At 67.4% G+C, this 16105-nt stretch carries 13 protein-coding genes; 11 read left to right on the plus strand and 2 right to left on the minus strand.

What is annotated here, in order from left to right; all coding sequences use genetic code 11:
• The first annotated feature begins 291 nt into the window (after positions 1–291).
• The 4 genes from OG883_RS31725 to OG883_RS31740 all read left to right on the plus strand — a co-directional run bounded on the left by OG883_RS31725 (position 292) and on the right by OG883_RS31740 (position 4113).
• The gene (locus OG883_RS31725) at positions 292–1008 is read left to right on the plus strand and encodes a PadR family transcriptional regulator (RefSeq protein WP_266548008.1); all 717 of its coding nucleotides are present in this window, start codon (positions 292–294) and stop codon (positions 1006–1008) included.
• Positions 1009–1067: 59 nt separating this feature from the next.
• Positions 1068–2150 (plus strand): inositol-3-phosphate synthase, encoded by a 1083-nt coding sequence (locus tag OG883_RS31730; protein WP_266548010.1) that lies wholly within the window; start codon positions 1068–1070, stop codon positions 2148–2150.
• A gap of 77 nt (positions 2151–2227) precedes the next feature.
• Positions 2228–3496: an MFS transporter gene (locus tag OG883_RS31735; protein ID WP_266548013.1), complete on the plus strand. Its 1269-nt coding sequence runs from the start codon at positions 2228–2230 to the stop codon at positions 3494–3496.
• A gap of 47 nt (positions 3497–3543) precedes the next feature.
• Positions 3544–4113 (plus strand): hypothetical protein, encoded by a 570-nt coding sequence (locus tag OG883_RS31740; RefSeq protein ID WP_266548016.1) that lies wholly within the window; start codon positions 3544–3546, stop codon positions 4111–4113.
• 90 nt (positions 4114–4203) lie between these two features.
• Here the strand turns inward: OG883_RS31740 and OG883_RS31745 are convergent, their stop codons facing one another.
• Positions 4204–5652, minus strand: coding sequence for a CCA tRNA nucleotidyltransferase (locus OG883_RS31745; protein WP_266548018.1), 1449 nt, complete (start codon positions 5650–5652; stop codon positions 4204–4206).
• A gap of 189 nt (positions 5653–5841) precedes the next feature.
• Between OG883_RS31745 and OG883_RS31750 the strand changes: the two genes are divergently transcribed.
• The 7 genes from OG883_RS31750 (at position 5842) to trxA (ending at position 15273) form a co-directional block, all read left to right on the plus strand.
• Complete coding sequence (locus tag OG883_RS31750; protein ID WP_266548020.1) at positions 5842–8151, plus strand: DUF6049 family protein; 2310 nt, start codon at positions 5842–5844, stop codon at positions 8149–8151.
• 45 nt (positions 8152–8196) lie between these two features.
• Complete coding sequence (gene murJ, locus OG883_RS31755; protein ID WP_266548023.1) at positions 8197–10347, plus strand: murein biosynthesis integral membrane protein MurJ; 2151 nt, start codon at positions 8197–8199, stop codon at positions 10345–10347.
• Between the two features lie 120 nt (positions 10348–10467).
• Positions 10468–12168: a protein kinase family protein gene (locus tag OG883_RS31760; RefSeq protein ID WP_266548025.1), complete on the plus strand. Its 1701-nt coding sequence runs from the start codon at positions 10468–10470 to the stop codon at positions 12166–12168.
• 25 nt (positions 12169–12193) lie between these two features.
• The gene (sigM, locus tag OG883_RS31765) at positions 12194–12898 is read left to right on the plus strand and encodes an RNA polymerase sigma factor SigM (RefSeq protein WP_266548027.1); all 705 of its coding nucleotides are present in this window, start codon (positions 12194–12196) and stop codon (positions 12896–12898) included.
• On the plus strand, positions 12895–13785 hold the full coding sequence (locus tag OG883_RS31770) for an anti-sigma factor (RefSeq protein ID WP_266548029.1): 891 nt from the start codon (positions 12895–12897) through the stop codon (positions 13783–13785). Before sigM ends, OG883_RS31770 begins: the two co-directional genes overlap by 4 nt.
• Before the next feature lie 126 nt (positions 13786–13911).
• The gene (gene trxB / locus OG883_RS31775) at positions 13912–14886 is read left to right on the plus strand and encodes a thioredoxin-disulfide reductase (RefSeq protein ID WP_266548031.1); all 975 of its coding nucleotides are present in this window, start codon (positions 13912–13914) and stop codon (positions 14884–14886) included.
• A 48-nt stretch (positions 14887–14934) separates the two neighbouring features.
• Positions 14935–15273 (plus strand): thioredoxin, encoded by a 339-nt coding sequence (trxA, locus tag OG883_RS31780; protein WP_266548033.1) that lies wholly within the window; start codon positions 14935–14937, stop codon positions 15271–15273.
• A gap of 77 nt (positions 15274–15350) precedes the next feature.
• Here the strand turns inward: trxA and OG883_RS31785 are convergent, their stop codons facing one another.
• On the minus strand, positions 15351–15968 hold the full coding sequence (locus OG883_RS31785) for a GNAT family N-acetyltransferase (protein ID WP_266548036.1): 618 nt from the start codon (positions 15966–15968) through the stop codon (positions 15351–15353).
• Positions 15969–16105: the final 137 nt, after the last annotated feature.

Below are 16105 nucleotides of genomic sequence, written 5' to 3' on the forward strand. Positions count from 1 at the left end.
ATACGGACCAGTCCCGTGAAGGACTCATCCGCTGCGCATCCACGGCGATGACGCTCTGTGGCGTCATTTGGTTCCCGGTGGTCTGCATGCCGCACAGACTACGCATGGTCAAAACCCCCCTAGATCTGAAGTTCACCCCAAATCGGGCAACTTGCTTCCCATGAATTGGCGATGTGACGCCGTTCACCATGACCCCTCTTGTCCCAGCAGGAACGTCGTTCTATCGTGCTGATGTATCGAGTCGATACATCAGCACGACATAAGCGGACCAGTACAGCGAGAGAGGCGACGATGAGCAGGCGCTCCGGCATCCTCGAATTCGCCGTGCTCGGTCTGCTCCGTGAAGCCCCGATGCACGGGTATGAGCTGCGCAAACGGCTCAATACGTCGCTGGGAATCTTCCGGGCCTTCAGCTACGGGACCCTCTACCCCTGCCTCAAGACGCTGGTTGCCAACGGCTGGTTGATCGAGGAGCCGGGAAGTGCTCCCGAGGATGCCCTCGCCGCTTCACTCGCAGGGCGGCGCGCCAAGATCGTCTACCGGTTGACGGCAGAAGGTAAGGAGCACTTCGAGGAGCTCCTCTCGCACACCGGCCCCGACACCTGGGAGGACGAGCACTTCGCGGCTCGCTTCGCCTTCTTCGGGCAGACGGAGCGCGAGGTGCGGATGCGGGTGCTGGAAGGCCGTCGCAGCCGGCTGGAGGAGCGTCTGGAGAAGATGCGCGCCTCCCTGGTCCGTACACGCGAGCGCCTTGACGACTACACGCTTGAGCTGCAGCGACACGGCATGGAGTCCGTGGAGCGCGAAGTGCGCTGGCTGAACGAGCTCATCGAGAGCGAGCGGGCGGGGCGGGATCAGCGACAGCCCACCCCCGAGGGCTCAGCTCAGCAGGACAACACATCTGGAGCGACGGGCGGCCTGCCCCGGCACAGGGGTGCCGAGTCGTCCGGGGGTACATACCCCGGACCCCCCACCCCGCCGGATCCGTCCGACGACACCGCCAAGTGAGGCTCTGCGATCCGCAGGGTTTCAGCCGGAATACCGAGATCACACAGGGAGCAACCGGAATGGGTTCGGTTCGCGTAGCCATCGTCGGCGTGGGCAACTGCGCCGCCTCGCTGGTGCAGGGCGTCGAGTACTACAAGGACGCCGACCCCACCGCCAAGGTGCCGGGTCTGATGCACGTCCAGTTCGGCGACTACCACATCTCTGACATCGAGTTCGTGGCCGCTTTCGACGTGGACGCCAAGAAGGTCGGCCTCGACCTTGCGGATGCCATCGGCGCCAGCGAGAACAACACCATCAAGATCTGCGACGTGCCGAACTCCGGCGTGACCGTCCAGCGCGGCCACACCTTCGACGGTCTGGGCAAGTACTACCGCCAGACCATCGAGGAGTCCGACGAGGCCCCGGTCGACATCGTCCAGACCCTCAAGGACAAGCAGGTCGACGTCCTGATCTGCTACCTGCCCGTCGGGTCGGAGGACGCTGCGAAGTACTACGCGCAGTGCGCCATCGACGCCAAGGTCGCCTTCGTCAACGCTCTCCCGGTCTTCATCGCCGGCACCAAGGAGTGGGCGGACAAGTTCACCGAGGCGGGCGTCCCGATCGTCGGTGACGACATCAAGTCGCAGGTCGGCGCCACCATCACGCACCGCGTGATGGCGAAGCTCTTCGAAGACCGCGGTGTCCGCCTCGAGCGCACCATGCAGCTGAACGTCGGCGGCAACATGGACTTCAAGAACATGCTCGAGCGTGACCGTCTGGAGTCCAAGAAGATCTCCAAGACGCAGTCCGTCACCTCGCAGATCCGCGACCGTGACCTGGGCGCCGACAACGTCCACATCGGCCCGTCGGACTACGTGGCCTGGCTGGACGACCGCAAGTGGGCGTACGTGCGCCTCGAGGGCCGCGCCTTCGGCGATGTCCCGCTGAGCCTTGAGTACAAGCTCGAGGTGTGGGACTCCCCGAACTCCGCGGGTGTCATCATCGACGCCCTGCGGGCTGCGAAGATCGCCAAGGACCGCGGCATCGGCGGCCCGATCCTCTCGGCGTCCTCGTACTTCATGAAGTCCCCGCCGGTGCAGTACTTCGACGACGAAGCCCTCGAGAACGTCGAGAAGTTCATCAAGGGCGAGGTCGAGCGCTAAGCGTTCGTTCTTTTCAGCCGAGGAGGGTCCCCAGGTAATCCACCCGGGGACCCTCCTCGTGTGTGACGCTTGATCGCATGCCCGTCGCACGTGATCTGCGCCTACTCCTGCGACTGACCGGCTTCCGTCGGCTGCTGGCGGTCAGGCTGCTTTCCCAGTCGGCCGACGGCGTCTATCAGGTCGCGCTCGCCACGTATGTGGTCTTCTCTCCGGAGAAAGAGACCTCCCCTGCCGCGATCGCGTCCGCCATGGCAGTGCTGCTGCTGCCGTACTCCTTCATCGGTCCCTTCGCCGGCGTTCTGCTGGACCGCTGGCAGCGTCGGCAGGTCATCCTGTACGGGAACCTGCTGAGGGCTCTCCTCGCATGCAGCACCGCGGTACTGATCCTGGCCTCCGTGCCCGACTGGCTCTTCTACGCCTCGGCCCTGTCCGTCACAGCGGTCAACCGCTTTGTGCTGGCCGGGCTCTCGGCCGCGCTCCCCCGTGTGGTCGACACCGACCGACTCGTCATGGCGAACTCCCTCTCGCCGACGGCCGGCACACTCGCCGCAACCGCTGGCGGCGGACTCGCCTTCGCGGTACGGCTGGTGTCCTCGGAGTCCGATGCCGCAGTGGTGCTGCTCGGCGCAGCGCTCTATCTCTGCTCCGCGCTGGCCTCTCTCCGGATGGCGCGTGAACTGCTCGGTCCTGAGCAGGGGTTGGTCCAGCCAGGTCTGATTGCCGCATTGGCCTCCACGGCGCGCGGCCTCGTGGGCGGTCTCCGTCATCTGGCCGAACGCCGGTCGGCGGCCCGTGTGCTGTTCGCGATGACCCTGATGCGCTTCTGCTACGGCGCGCTGACGGTGATGGTGCTGATGCTCTGCCGGTATGCCTGGTCCGAGACCGAGTCGGAGGGCCTGGCTCTGCTCGGTCTGGCCATCGCCGTCTCGGGCGCGGGTTTCTTTGCGGCGGCTGTGCTGACCCCGTGGGCGGTCGGCCGACTCGGCCAGTACGGATGGATGGTGGCGTGCGCGGGATCGGCAGCCGTTCTCGAACCGGCTCTGGGGTTGCCGTTCGCCCCTGTGCCGATGCTCGTCGCCGCGTTCGTCCTGGCTCTCATCACCCAGGGGGCGAAGATCTCGACGGACACGGTGGTGCAGACGTCGGTCGACGACGCCTACCGCGGCAGGGTCTTCTCTCTCTACGACGTGCTGTTCAACGTCGCTTTCGTGGGGGCGGCGGCAGTCGCCGCGCTGATGCTGCCTCCTGACGGCCGGTCGGTTCACCTGGTCGTTGCAGTCGCGGTCATCTACGCGGTGGTTGCCGCAACCCTTGTCCGTTGGAGCCGTGTTGGAGCGGAGTCATAGCGTGCGCGCGTCAAAGCGATCACAAACGTTTACCGAGGGAATTCCGCATGACCTATCCGCCGCAGCAGGGCCCTGGTGCGTACGGGCACCCTGACCCGTACGCACAGCAGCCGCAGCAGCAGTACCCGCCGCAGCCCGGCTACGGCTATCCGCAGCAGCAACAGCCCTACCCGCAGCAGCCTCAACCGGGTTACGGGCAGCCGCAACAGCAGCACCCCGGGCAGCCGCAGCAGCAATGGGGCGCCCCGCCGCCTCCGCCGGCCCCCAGGCCCCGTGGTGGCGGCCTCGGCTTCAAGACCATCTTCAAGATCGTCGTTGCCGTCCTGGCCGTGATCTCCTTCGGCGTCTTCTGGTTCCTGGGCCGAGACGATGCCGACCAGGCCGAGGCTGGCGACTGCCTGAAGAACGGCAGCTCCTCGGTGACCTCAGACGACCTCGAGATCGTGGACTGCACCGACTCGAAGGCTGTGTTCAAGGTCGTCGAAGTGCACAACGGCACGACGGATACCACGGTCTGCCAGGGCAAGTCCGATGCCGGCTACGTCAAGCAGACAAGCGGCGGGAGGCGCAGCTCGGGTACGAAGCTCGTGCTCTGCCTGGATCCCATCAAGAAGTAGCCGCGTACGCGAAGGGGCGGCGTTTCACGTGAAACACCGCCCCTTCGCGTATCGACCGTCGCCATGTTTCACGTGAAACATGGCACCGTTTCACGCCGAGCCCTGCGCCGCCCACCATTCCTTGAGCGCCGCGACCGCCGCATCGTGCTCCATCGGCCCGTTCTCCAGGCGCAGCTCCAGCAGGAACGCATACGCCTTGCCGATCACCGGACCGGGACCCACACCCAGGACCTCCTGGATCTGGTTGCCGTCCAGGTCGGGCCTGATGGCATCCAGCTCCTCCTGCTCCTGAAGCTGTGCAATGCGATCCTCGAGCCCGTCATAGGCCGCGGAGAGCGTGCTCGCCTTGCGCTTGTTGCGCGTGGTGCAGTCCGAGCGGGTCAGCTTGTGCAACCTGCTCAACAGCGGCCCGGCATCGCGTACGTACCGCCGCACCGCCGAGTCGGTCCACTCCCCGGTCCCGTACCCGTGGAAACGCAGATGCAGCTCCACCAGTCGCGAGACGTCCTTGACCATGTCGTTGGAGTACTTGAGTGCGGCCATCCGCTTCTTGGTCATTTTCGCGCCCACCACCTCGTGATGGTGGAACGAGACCCGGCCGTCCTTCTCGAAACGCCGCGTCCTCGGCTTTCCGATGTCATGGAGCAGCGCGGCCAGCCGCAGCACCAGGTCCGGGCCGTTCTCCTCAAGATCGATGGCCTGTTCCAGGACTGTCAGGGAGTGCTCGTACACATCCTTGTGCCGGTGGTGCTCGTCACTCTCCAGACGCAGCGCCGGCAGTTCGGGCAGCACATGGGCCGCGAGACCGGTGTCGACGAGCAGCGCCAGTCCCTTCCGCGGGTTCGCGGAAAGGATCAGCTTGTTCAGCTCTTCGCGCACCCGTTCGGCGGAGACGATCTCAATGCGATCCGCCATCTCCTTCATCGCGGCAACGACCTCGGGTGCCACCTCGAAGTCCAGTTGCGCGGCGAAGCGGGCGGCCCGCATCATGCGCAGCGGGTCGTCGGAGAAGGATTCCTGGGGCGTGCCGGGTGTCCGCAGGACTCGCTCGGCGAGGTCCTCCAGACCGCCGTACGGATCCACGAACTCCTTCTCCGGCAGCGCCACGGCCATCGCGTTCACCGTGAAATCACGCCGTACGAGGTCTTCCTCGATCGAGTCGCCGTAGGACACCTCGGGCTTCCGCGAGGTCCTGTCGTACGCCTCCGAGCGATACGTCGTGACCTCGATCTGGTAGCCGTCCTTCTGGGACCCGACCGTGCCAAAGGCGATCCCCACGTCCCACACCGAGTCCGCCCACGGACGGACGATCTTCAGCACGTCCTCGGGACGGGCATCCGTCGTGAAGTCGAGGTCGTTGCCGAGTCGGCCGAGCAGCGCATCCCGGACCGAGCCGCCGACCAGGGCGAGGCAGAACCCGGCCTCCTGGAAGCGGCGCGCAAGGTCGTCGGCGACAGGGGACACTCGCAGCAGTTCACTCACCGCGCGGCGTTGCACCTGGCTCAGTGCAGTGGGGTTGTCTTCATTGGCGTTCGGCACAACAGAAAAGGGTACGTGCCCGGGCCGACCGGGGCGCCCCTGTTTATGGCTGCCCGCACGTCCCTCCCGATCATGTAGTGCCCTCCGCGGCACTCCGCGGCACTTCGACACAGCGCACCTCGTTACCATTCGTGGACGCAAGAACCGAGAACCATCACCGGCAGCAGACGACGAGGGACGGGCGAGCGCGTGGCCGAGGCGGCAGACTTCCAGGGGATGAGTACTTCTCCTGCCCGCCGGTGGCTGCGTCGCACAGCCGCCCTGACCGCCGGCGTCCCGCTCGTGGCCGGACTGCTGTGCGGTCCCGCCGCTCCATCCGCGTACGCCTCCGAGGACGCCACAGGCTCCCGCACTGTCGATGTGTCTCTCGACACTCTGACGCCGTCCACGCCGCGCGAGGATGACACGCTCACCGTCTCCGGCACGGTGATCAACCGCGGAAAGCAGACGGTCTCCGACGCCCGTGTCGACGTGGGGGTGGGGCCGAGGCTGTCCGGCAGGACCGCCCTCGACAGCGCCGCTGAGCGGACCGGCCATGAGCCGGGAGTGGATCCCGCGCCGATAGGCGGCAAGTACACGACCAAGATCCCGCAGCTCGCCTCCGGCATCAGCCGGGACTTCTCACTCTCGATCCCGGTCAGCGAGCTCAAGCTCGACGGCGCCGGTGTCTACCAGCTCGGTGTCTCCCTGTCGGGACAGACCCCGGACAACTCGGTCGACCAGGTCCTGGGGATCCAGCGGACCTTCCTTCCCTGGCAGCCCGAGGCCACGGAGAAGAAGACCCGGTTCACCTATCTCTGGCCACTGATCTCATCGACCCGCCTCACTTCGGAAACCAGCTCGGACGAACAGCAGACGCCCGTCTTCAAGGACGAGACGCTGGCTGCGGAGCTCGCTCCGGGCGGACGGCTCGGGCAGCTCGTCTCCCTCGGCAGCGAGCTGCCCGTCACCTGGGTCATCGATCCGGATCTCCTGGCCACAGTCGACGCGATGACCCGGAATTACCGGGTCAAGAGCGGGAACACCACCGTCGCGGGCAAGAACCAGGCCGTCGCCGAACGGTGGCTGAGTGCCGTCGAGGCTGCGGTGCAGGAGCGCAAGGTGGTTGCGCTGCCGTTCGGCGACCCCGATCTGGCGTCCCTGGCGCACCGCGGCAAGGACGTCTCCGGGTCCCTCAGCCATCTGCAGCCGGCCACCGAAGTGGCCGATACGACGGTGGAGACGATCCTCCATGTGAAGCCGTCCATCGATTTCGCCTGGCCGGTGGACGGTGCGGTCGACTCCTCGATCGTCGATGTCGCCACATCGGCCGGCGCCCACAAGGTGATCGCCCGCAGCGACAGCCTCCAGGACAACCTGGGCTACACGCCGAGTGCTGCGCGGCCCATCGGTGGCGGCACCACCGCAGTGGTGGCCGACGCCCGGCTGTCCACCGCGTTCCAGGGCGACATGCTCCAGGCAGGCAGCTCCACTCTCGCCGTCCAGAAATTCCTCGCACAGTCGCTGGCGCTGACCCAGCAGGACCCGAAGAAGCAGCGGAGCATCGTCGTGGCCCCGCAGCGGATGCCGACCGCCGCACAGGCTCAGTCCATGGCACGCGCGCTGCACGCCCTCGACGACCAGCGCTGGACGCAGCCGCTCGACCTGGTCGCCGCGGCAGCCGCCAAGCCTGATGCCAATGTCACAACCAAGGTGCCCGGCGCCTCCCAGTACCCTGGCAAGCTGCGCAAGCAGGAGCTGCCGGTCCAGGCGTTCCAGGACATCAGGACCACACAGAACAGACTCGACAACTTCAAGGTCATCCTCACCGCGCAGCACCGGGTGGTGACCCCCTTCGGCAGGGCGATCGACCGGGAGATGTCCACGTCCTGGCGCGGTAGCCCGGTGGCGGCCCAGCAGTACCGGACGAGCGTGCAGGACTATCTGCAGAGCCTCACCGAAGAGGTGCAGCTGATCGAGAAGTCGGACGTGACCTTGTCGGGGCGCAGCGCTACGATCCCGGTCACAGTGCAGAACCAGCTGGTCCAGGGCATCGACCATTTGGTGCTGCGGCTGAGGTCGGACCACCCCACCCGCCTGAATTTCGACCACGACAAGGGCATTGCCGAGCAGCCGATCACGGTCGAGGGCGGACACAGCCAATCGGTGAAGTTCACCGCTGAGGCGAACGCAAACGGTCCGGTACCGATGACGGCCCAGCTCTACACCGAGGACGGCAAGCCGTACGGCGAGCCCATGAAGTTCACGGTGAAGGTCTCCGAGCTCACCCCGACCGTGATGCTCGTCATCGCGGGCGGTGTCCTGCTGCTTGTCCTCGCGGGCGTCAGGATGTACAGCCGACGCAAGCGCGCAGCTGCCCGCGAGGCGGCCGCGGAGGGCACACAGGACACGAAGGGTGACATCGACAGCCCCGATCCCGGGCAGGCGAGTGACCCGGCGCCGGACACCGGAGCGGAAAGCGGCGACCCGTCGGGCACTGGTGAGAAAGTGGACCGTTGAGCGATGCCGTGGCCGGCCGGCCGGGGACGATGAGGTGGGGTAGCAATGAACGCGCCGTATGACGGTGACCGCGGTCAGGGCGCGGGCGCAGACCCTGAAGGCCAGGGTCCTCCGCTGCCCCAGCCCGCCCCCGATCCGTACGCCCAGGACCCCTATGTCCAGGATGCCTACACCCGCGATCCTTACCGGGCACAGGATCTGGCGGCCCAGGACCCGGTGACCGAGGCGCTCTACGACCGTGCCTCGCACCCGCCGCCGCCCCCGGGCACCTACCAGGAGCCTCAGCCGCTCTACCAGCAGCCGCCGACTTCGCAGTACGCCCCGGACCCCCGCGTGTGGGCACAGACGCCACCGCCGGAGCCCGATGGCCCGTCCCGTCATCTCCCCTACGGCGACGACGCCAGGACCACCCAGTTCACGGGCGTGGACGACCTGGTCACCCTGGCCGGAGAGGACGAGCCGGAGCCGGACGCGTTCGCACACCTCTTCCGGGACCAGCAGGCGGCCGGTCCGCCCGCGCCCGCCCCTGAGCCGGTTCCGGCGGCACCCGCCCCCAAGAAATCGGGCGGCAAGGGTTCCAGCCTGCTGAAGTCCAGCGCGGTGATGGCAGCCGGCACGTTGGTCTCCCGTCTCACCGGTTTTGTACGCAGCCTGGTGATCACGGCCGCCCTGGGTGCCGCGCTCCTCGGTGACACCTTCACCATCGCGTACACGCTGCCCACGATGATCTACATCCTCACCGTCGGAGGCGGCCTCAACTCGGTCTTCGTCCCGCAGCTGGTGCGGGCGATGAAGAACGACGAGGACGGTGGCGAGGCCTACGCCAACCGCCTGCTGACACTGGTCATGGTGGCGCTCGGCCTCATCGTCGCCGTCGCGATGTTCGCGGCTCCGCTGCTGATCCAACTGATGTCGGAGACCATCGCCAGCAATCAGGCGGCAAACAGCGCCGCCGTCGCCTTCGCCCGCTACTGCCTGCCCACGATCTTCTTCATGGGTGTGCACGTGGTCATGGGGCAGATTCTGAACGCTCGCGGCAGGTTCGGCGCGATGATGTGGACCCCGGTCCTCAACAACATCGTCATGATCTTCACGTTCGGCCTGTTCATCTGGGTCTACGGCACGTCCGCCGAATCCAACATGGGTGTCCAGACGATCCCGCAGGAGGGCATCCGGCTCCTGGGTGTCGGCACCCTGCTGGGGCTCGTGGTCCAGGCGCTGGCGATGATCCCCTACCTGCGCGAAGCCGGTTTCCGCTTCCGTCCCCGCTTCGACTGGAAGGGCCATGGGCTTGGCAAGACCGTCAAGCTGGCCAAGTGGACGGTGTTCTTCGTCCTCGCCAACCAAGCGGGCGTTCTGGTAGTCACCCAGCTCGCCACCGCTGCCGGTGAAGCCTCCGGCAAGCAGGGCGCCGGCTTCATCGCCTACACCAACGCACAGCTGATCTGGGGCATGCCGCAGGCCATCATCACCGTCTCGGTCATGGCCGCCCTGCTGCCCCGTATCTCCCGAGCCGCCCACGACAACGACCCTGGCGCAGTACGCGACGACATCTCCCAGGGCCTGCGCAACTCCGCGGTCGCGATCGTCCCGGTCTCCTTCGCGTTCCTCGCGCTCGGCGTCCCCATGTCCACGCTGCTCTTCGCCTCCAGCGGCCTCGAGTCCGCGCGCGGCATGGGCTTCATCCTGATGGCGTTCGGCCTCGGCCTCATCCCGTACTCCGTGCAGTACGTCGTGCTGCGCGGCTTCTACGCCTACGAGGACACCCGGACGCCCTTCTACAACACCGTCATCGTCGCCGCGGTCAACGCCGTCGCCTCCACGCTCTGCTACGTGTTGCTGCCCGCCCAGTGGGCTGTGGTGGGCATGGGCGCCTCATACGGCCTCGCCTACGCCGTCGGCGTGGGCATCGCCTGGCGACGGCTGAAGAACCGGCTGGGCGGTGATCTGGACGGTGCCCACGTCATGCGTACGTACGCCCGGCTCTCCATGGCCTCCGTTCCGGCGGCCCTCGCCGGCGGTGCCGCCGCCTTCGGCGTCCTCAAGGTGCTCGGCAGCGGCGCCACCGGCTCGCTCGCGGCGCTGGTCGCCGGTGGGATCATGCTGCTCGGCGTCTTCTTCGTCGCCGCGAAGCGAATGCGGATCGAGGAGCTCAACTCCATGGTCGGCATGGTGCGCGGGCGCCTCGGACGGTAGGGGACGCTCATTTCCGCACAACCATCGTCGGACGTCGTGTGTCGTGCATAGCGTCAGACTGTGAGCACAATTGGCATGGCTGTTGGACAACGCGCAACGGATGGGGAGGCAGGAACGACGGTGGCGGAACGTAGCACGGCTGCCGTCGACGTGGCCGACAACAGCGGAGATGACCCGCTGACCGCGCAGGCGGGCAAGGCCACGACCGACGGGGCGGCGGAATCCCAGGACTCGGCGGAGCAGACCGCCCCGGACACGGGCAGCGAGCGGCAGGGCACCGAACCCGCCATCGCGACCCCCGAACTGCACAGTGGCCACAAGCTCGCCAGACGCTACCGGCTCGAGGAGTGCGTCACCCGTCTGGACGGTTTCAGCAGCTGGCGTGCGGTCGACGAGAAACTGCGTCGTGCCGTCGGTGTCCATCTGCTTCCCGCCGACCACCCACGGGCCCGCTCCGTACTGGCGGCGGCCCGCTCCTCGGCGCTTCTCGGCGACCCTCGTTTCGTACAGGTCCTGGACGCCGTCGAGGAGAACGATCTCGTCTACGTCGTCCATGAATGGCTTCCGGACGCGACCGAACTCACCGCTCTGCTCGCCGCCGGGCCGATGGAGCCTCACGACGCCTACCAGCTCGTCGACCAGATCTCCCAGGCCATGGCAGCGGCACACCGTGAGGGCCTCGCCCACCTCAGGCTCACGCCGGGCGCGGTACTGCGGAGCTCGGCCGGCCAGTACCGGATCCGCGGTCTCGCGGTGAACGCCGCCCTGCGCGGAATCACCTCCGACGGACCGCAGCGCACCGACACCGAGGCGATCGGCGCGCTGCTCTACGCCGCGCTGACGCATCGGTGGCCGTACGAGAGCGACGCATATGGTCTCTCCGGGCTGCCCAAGGGCGTGGGGCTGATCGCCCCAGATCAAGTACGGGCCGGTGTCCACCGCGGGCTCTCCGAGCTCGCCATGCGTGCGCTGGTCAACGACGGCGCCACGGCCTCCCGCCAGGAACCGCCCTGCACCACGCCCGACGAGCTGGCGAAGGCCGTCGCGGCGATGCCACGCATCCGCCCGCCGGAGCCGGCGTTCACCTCCCCGCCCGAGTACCAGCGCACCACCTACCAGCAGGGCACGTACGGCCGTCCTGCGCCCCGCCAGGGCACGGCTGCCACCCAGCCGGTGCCCAACCCGCCGGCGCCGCTGCAGAGCCGCACCGGAAAGGCCCTCAAGTGGGCCGTGGCCGCGCTGCTGATTGCCGCACTGGGACTCGGCAGCTGGCAGATCGCGGACAAGCTGATCGACCACGACAAGGACCCGGTGGATCCGCCTGCCACACAGACGAACAACGGCGAGAAGAACCCCGAGCCCGCGTCCGGCAAGCCGGTCGCCATCACCGGCGCCCGCGACTTCGACCCGCTCGGGGATCACTCCGAGAAGCCCGCTGAGATAAAGAACAGCTACGACGGCGACCCGGCGACGTACTGGAACACCGACGGCTACCTGCGCAGCGGGGACTTCGGGCGTCTCAAGCCAGGCGTCGGCATCGTTCTCGATCTGGGCAAGGTCCAGCAGGTCGGCACCGTGGATGTGTCCTTCCTCGGCGGAGAGACATCCGTAGAGCTGCGCACAGCGCCGGAGAATGCAGCGTCCGAACCGACCACCCTCGACGGCTTCGCCAAGGTCGCCGGCGGATCCGGTTCGAATGTGTCCCTCAAGCCCGGCAAGCCGGTGCAGGCACGGTACGTTCTGGTCTGGCTGACCAATCTGCCGCAGAGCACCGAGGGCAACTTCCGCGGCAAGGTCTCGGAGATCAAGATCACCACCTGATGGCACCAGGGGAGGGGGCTCACCGTTGGACGACGCGACATTCGGCGACACAAGCGACCAGGACCTGCTGGCCCTCCATGTCGCGGGGAACCCGGATGCCTTCGGTGAGCTCGTACGGCGCCACCGCGACAGGCTCTGGGCCGTCGCCCTGCGCACCCTGGGCGACCGCGAGGAGGCCGCGGACGCGGTCCAGGACGCCCTGGTCTCCGCCTTCCGGGCTGCCCACACCTTCCGCGGTCAGTCCGCCGTCACCACGTGGCTCCATCGCATCACGGTGAATGCCTGTCTCGACCGGGCCCGCAAGGCGGCTTCGCGCAGGACCTCGCCCGTCGACGACACCGAGCGCCTCGAGCAGCTCCTCGAACCCCATGAGTCCGCCGAGGCCCCGGCCGAGCGGCAGGATCTCCACCGTGAGCTGCTGGCCGCGCTGGCCAAGCTGCCCGTCGATCAGCGGGCCGCGCTGGTGCTGGTCGACATGCAGGGCTATCCCGTGGCAGAGGCCGCGCGCGTCCTCGACGTACCGACGGGCACCGTCAAGAGCCGGTGTGCCCGGGGGAGAGCACGGCTGCTGCCCATGCTCACTCATCTACGTGGTGGCGGCGGGGATAACAGCGACCTCAGCGTGGGAAGGAACCGGACGCCGGGGACATCCGTCCCACCGGCGTCGGGACCAAGGGACGCAGGGCCGAATGACCCTGCAGCTGTGAAGGGCGGAGGTGGGCGCGCGTGACATCCACGACCGACACGACTCAGCACCCGGACGTCTCGGAGATCTCCGACCTCACCGAGGATCTTCTCCCGCCGTCCCGCACGGCCGATGTGCGGCGGCACCTGGACGACTGCCCTCTGTGCGCGGATGTACGTGCGTCCCTCGAGGAGATCCGCGGGCTGCTCGGCACCCTGCCCGGCCCGCATCGGATGCCCGCCGACATTGCCGGCCGTATCGATGCCGCTCTGGCCGCTGAGGCACTTCTGGACGCCACCGCTCCCGAGGAGGTCGCCCATGTTTCACGTGAAACAGGACCCGCCCCTCAGCAGCCGGGTACCGCACCGGCCGACCGGCCGGCGGGACGCGCCCGTGCTGCCACCGGGCCCGGCCGCAGCCGCCCGTCACGACGCCGCCGCACAGCTGTCCTCGGCGCAGCCTTCGGCGCGGTCGCCATCGGTGTGAGCGTGCTGCTCCTCCAGTCGGTTCAGACCACTGAGGACGCTGCGAAGAAGGACGCCGGTGTCAGCTCGGCAGCAGGCGATCAGCGGGACTTCTCCGCGCCAGGCCTCCAGGGCCGCGTGCAGGCTCTGCTTGCCCCGAGTCCTGAAAAGGCGAATCCCAAGGTCGAGAAGGGGCCGTCCGTCGACCGCCACGTGAGCCCTTTCTCGCCCAAGAGCACGCCGGACACGGCTGTGCCCTCCTGCATCCAGAAGGGCACCGGCCGGGCCGAGCCCCCGCTGGCCTTCGAGCGAGGCAAGTACGAGGGCACCCATGCCTATCTCGTCGTGCTCCCGCACTCCACCGACAGCAGCAAGGTGGAGGCCTATGTGATCGACGCGGCCTGTGTCGACACGGCTCCCACGCCCACGGGAAAGCTCCTGCTGACGAACGCCTATCCTCGCCGCTGACACTCCTCTCGGTGCCGCTCCGACATCCCGGGAATGCGAGCCCCGTAGGATCCGTTGGGTGGGGTGAGAGTCGTTGACCCGGCCCCAGTAGGCAGTAGGCAGTCTGCAGAGACGAGGAAGTAACCCGTGAGCGACGTCCGTAACGTGATCATCATCGGCTCCGGGCCGGCGGGCTACACGGCCGCGCTGTACACAGCGCGCGCATCGTTGCAGCCGCTCGTGTTCGAGGGAGCCGTCACCGCTGGCGGTGCGCTGATGAACACGACCGAGGTGGAGAACTTCCCCGGCTTCCGCGACGGCATCATGGGTCCGGACCTGATGGACAACATGCGCGCCCAGGCCGAGCGTTTCGGCGCCGAACTCGTCCCGGACGATGTAGTGGCCGTCGATCTGAGCGGCGAGATCAAGACCGTCACCGACACGGCGGGCACCGTCCACCGTGCCAAGGCCGTGATCGTCACCACCGGCTCGCAGCACCGCAAGCTCGGTCTGCCGAACGAGGACGCGCTCTCCGGCCGCGGTGTCTCCTGGTGCGCGACGTGCGACGGCTTTTTCTTCAAGGACCAGGACATCGCCGTGATCGGCGGCGGTGACACCGCGATGGAGGAAGCCACCTTCCTCTCCCGCTTTGCCAAGTCCGTCACCGTCGTCCACCGCCGCGACACCCTGCGTGCCTCCAAGGCCATGCAGGAACGCGCCTTCGCCGACCCGAAGATCTCCTTCGCCTGGGACAGCGAGGTCGCCGAGATCCACGGCGAACAGAAGCTCTCGGGTCTGACACTGCGCAACACCAAGACCGGCGAGACCTCCGCACTTGCGGTGACGGGCCTGTTCATCGCCGTGGGCCACGACCCGCGCACCGAGCTCTTCAAGGGCGCGCTGGACCTGGACGACGAGGGCTACCTGAAGGTCGAGGCGCCCTCGACTCGCACCAACCTGGCCGGTGTCTTCGGCGCGGGTGACGTCGTCGACCACACCTACCGCCAGGCCATCACCGCTGCCGGAACCGGCTGCTCGGCCGCGCTCGATGCCGAGCGTTACCTCTCCGCGCTCGCCGACAGCGAGAAGACCGCCGAGCCGGAGAAGACTCCCGCGGCCTGACTCCCTTGCACCACATTCCCTCACCCGCAAAGAAGTAAGGAGGCCGCCGTGGCCGGCGACCTGAAGAACGTGACCGACGACTCCTTCGAGGAAGACGTCCTCAAGAGCGACAAGCCCGTACTGGTGGACTTCTGGGCCGCCTGGTGCGGTCCGTGCCGCCAGATCGCGCCGTCCCTCGAGGCCATCGCGGCCGAGCACGGCGACAAGATCCAGATCGTGAAGCTCAACATCGACGAGAACCCGGCCACCGCAGCCAAGTACGGCGTCATGTCCATCCCGACGCTGAACGTCTACCAGAACGGCGAGGTCGCCAAGACCATCGTCGGTGCCAAGCCGAAGGCCGCGATCATCCGCGACCTCGAGGGCTTCATCGGCGAGCAGTCGTAGCTGCCTGTTTCACGTGAAACACGAATGGGCTCACCCCCGTGGGGGTGAGCCCATTCTCGCGTTCGAGGCCGCAGTGATCACAGCGGCCGCAGCACTGGCTCCTTCTGAACCGCACCCAGCAGCCGGTCCAGCGCCAGCTCCACATCTTCCTTCCAGGACAGCGTGTTCCGCAGCTCCAGCCTCAACCGGGGGTACGTCGGATGCGGGCGCACCGTCTTGAAGCCCACAGCCAGCAGATGGTCGGCGGGGAGCACACAGGCAGGCTCTTTCCAGCGGGCATCGCCAAATGCCTCGATCGCCCGGAACCCTCTGCGCAGCAGATCCTTGGCGACGGTCTGCACGATCACCCTTCCGATCCCTTGCCCCTGATAGCCCGGCATGATCCAGGCAGTCATCAACTGAACTGCGTCCGCTGAGACAGGGCTCGTGGGGAAGGCTGTGGAGCGCGGCACATACGCCGGAGGCGCGTAGAGAACGAAGCCGACCGGCACCTCGTCCACATAGACAACCCGGCCGCAGGAGCCCCACTCGAGCAGTACAGCCGAGATCCACGCCTCTTTCTCCAGCTCGGGCGTTCCCGCCTTTACCGCGGCCTCTCCGCTGACCGGATCAAGTTCCCAGAAGACACACGCACGACAGCGCTTGGGAAGGTCCGAAAGGTTGTCCAGCGTGAGCGGTACGAGTCGACGCCCCATGGTGGCTCCTCCTCACTTCCCTTGCCCGCCGCGCTACGAGCGGCTGCAAGCGCGCTCCTCTCCCGGAGCAGGCTGCTGACGAACCCGCCGACTGCGCCAAGGCCCAAGCCTGCTGTCACCAACTGGCTGCGGCTCAC

Origin of the sequence: Streptomyces sp. NBC_01142, assembly GCF_026341125.1 — a bacterium.
Taxonomy (GTDB): Bacteria; Actinomycetota; Actinomycetes; order Streptomycetales; family Streptomycetaceae; genus Streptomyces.

What these genes read in the sequence shown, in the direction of transcription:
- OG883_RS31725 (WP_266548008.1), top strand. Translation starts at nt 292, where the DNA reads ATGAGCAGGCGCTCCGGCATCCTCGAATTCGCCGTGCTCGGTCTGCTC.
- OG883_RS31730 (WP_266548010.1), top strand. Translation starts at nt 1,068, where the DNA reads ATGGGTTCGGTTCGCGTAGCCATCGTCGGCGTGGGCAACTGCGCCGCC.
- OG883_RS31735 (WP_266548013.1), top strand. Translation starts at nt 2,228, where the DNA reads ATGCCCGTCGCACGTGATCTGCGCCTACTCCTGCGACTGACCGGCTTC.
- OG883_RS31740 (WP_266548016.1), top strand. Translation starts at nt 3,544, where the DNA reads ATGACCTATCCGCCGCAGCAGGGCCCTGGTGCGTACGGGCACCCTGAC.
- murJ (WP_266548023.1), top strand. Translation starts at nt 8,197, where the DNA reads ATGAACGCGCCGTATGACGGTGACCGCGGTCAGGGCGCGGGCGCAGAC.
- OG883_RS31785 (WP_266548036.1), bottom strand. Translation starts at nt 15,968, where the DNA reads ATGGGGCGTCGACTCGTACCGCTCACGCTGGACAACCTTTCGGACCTT.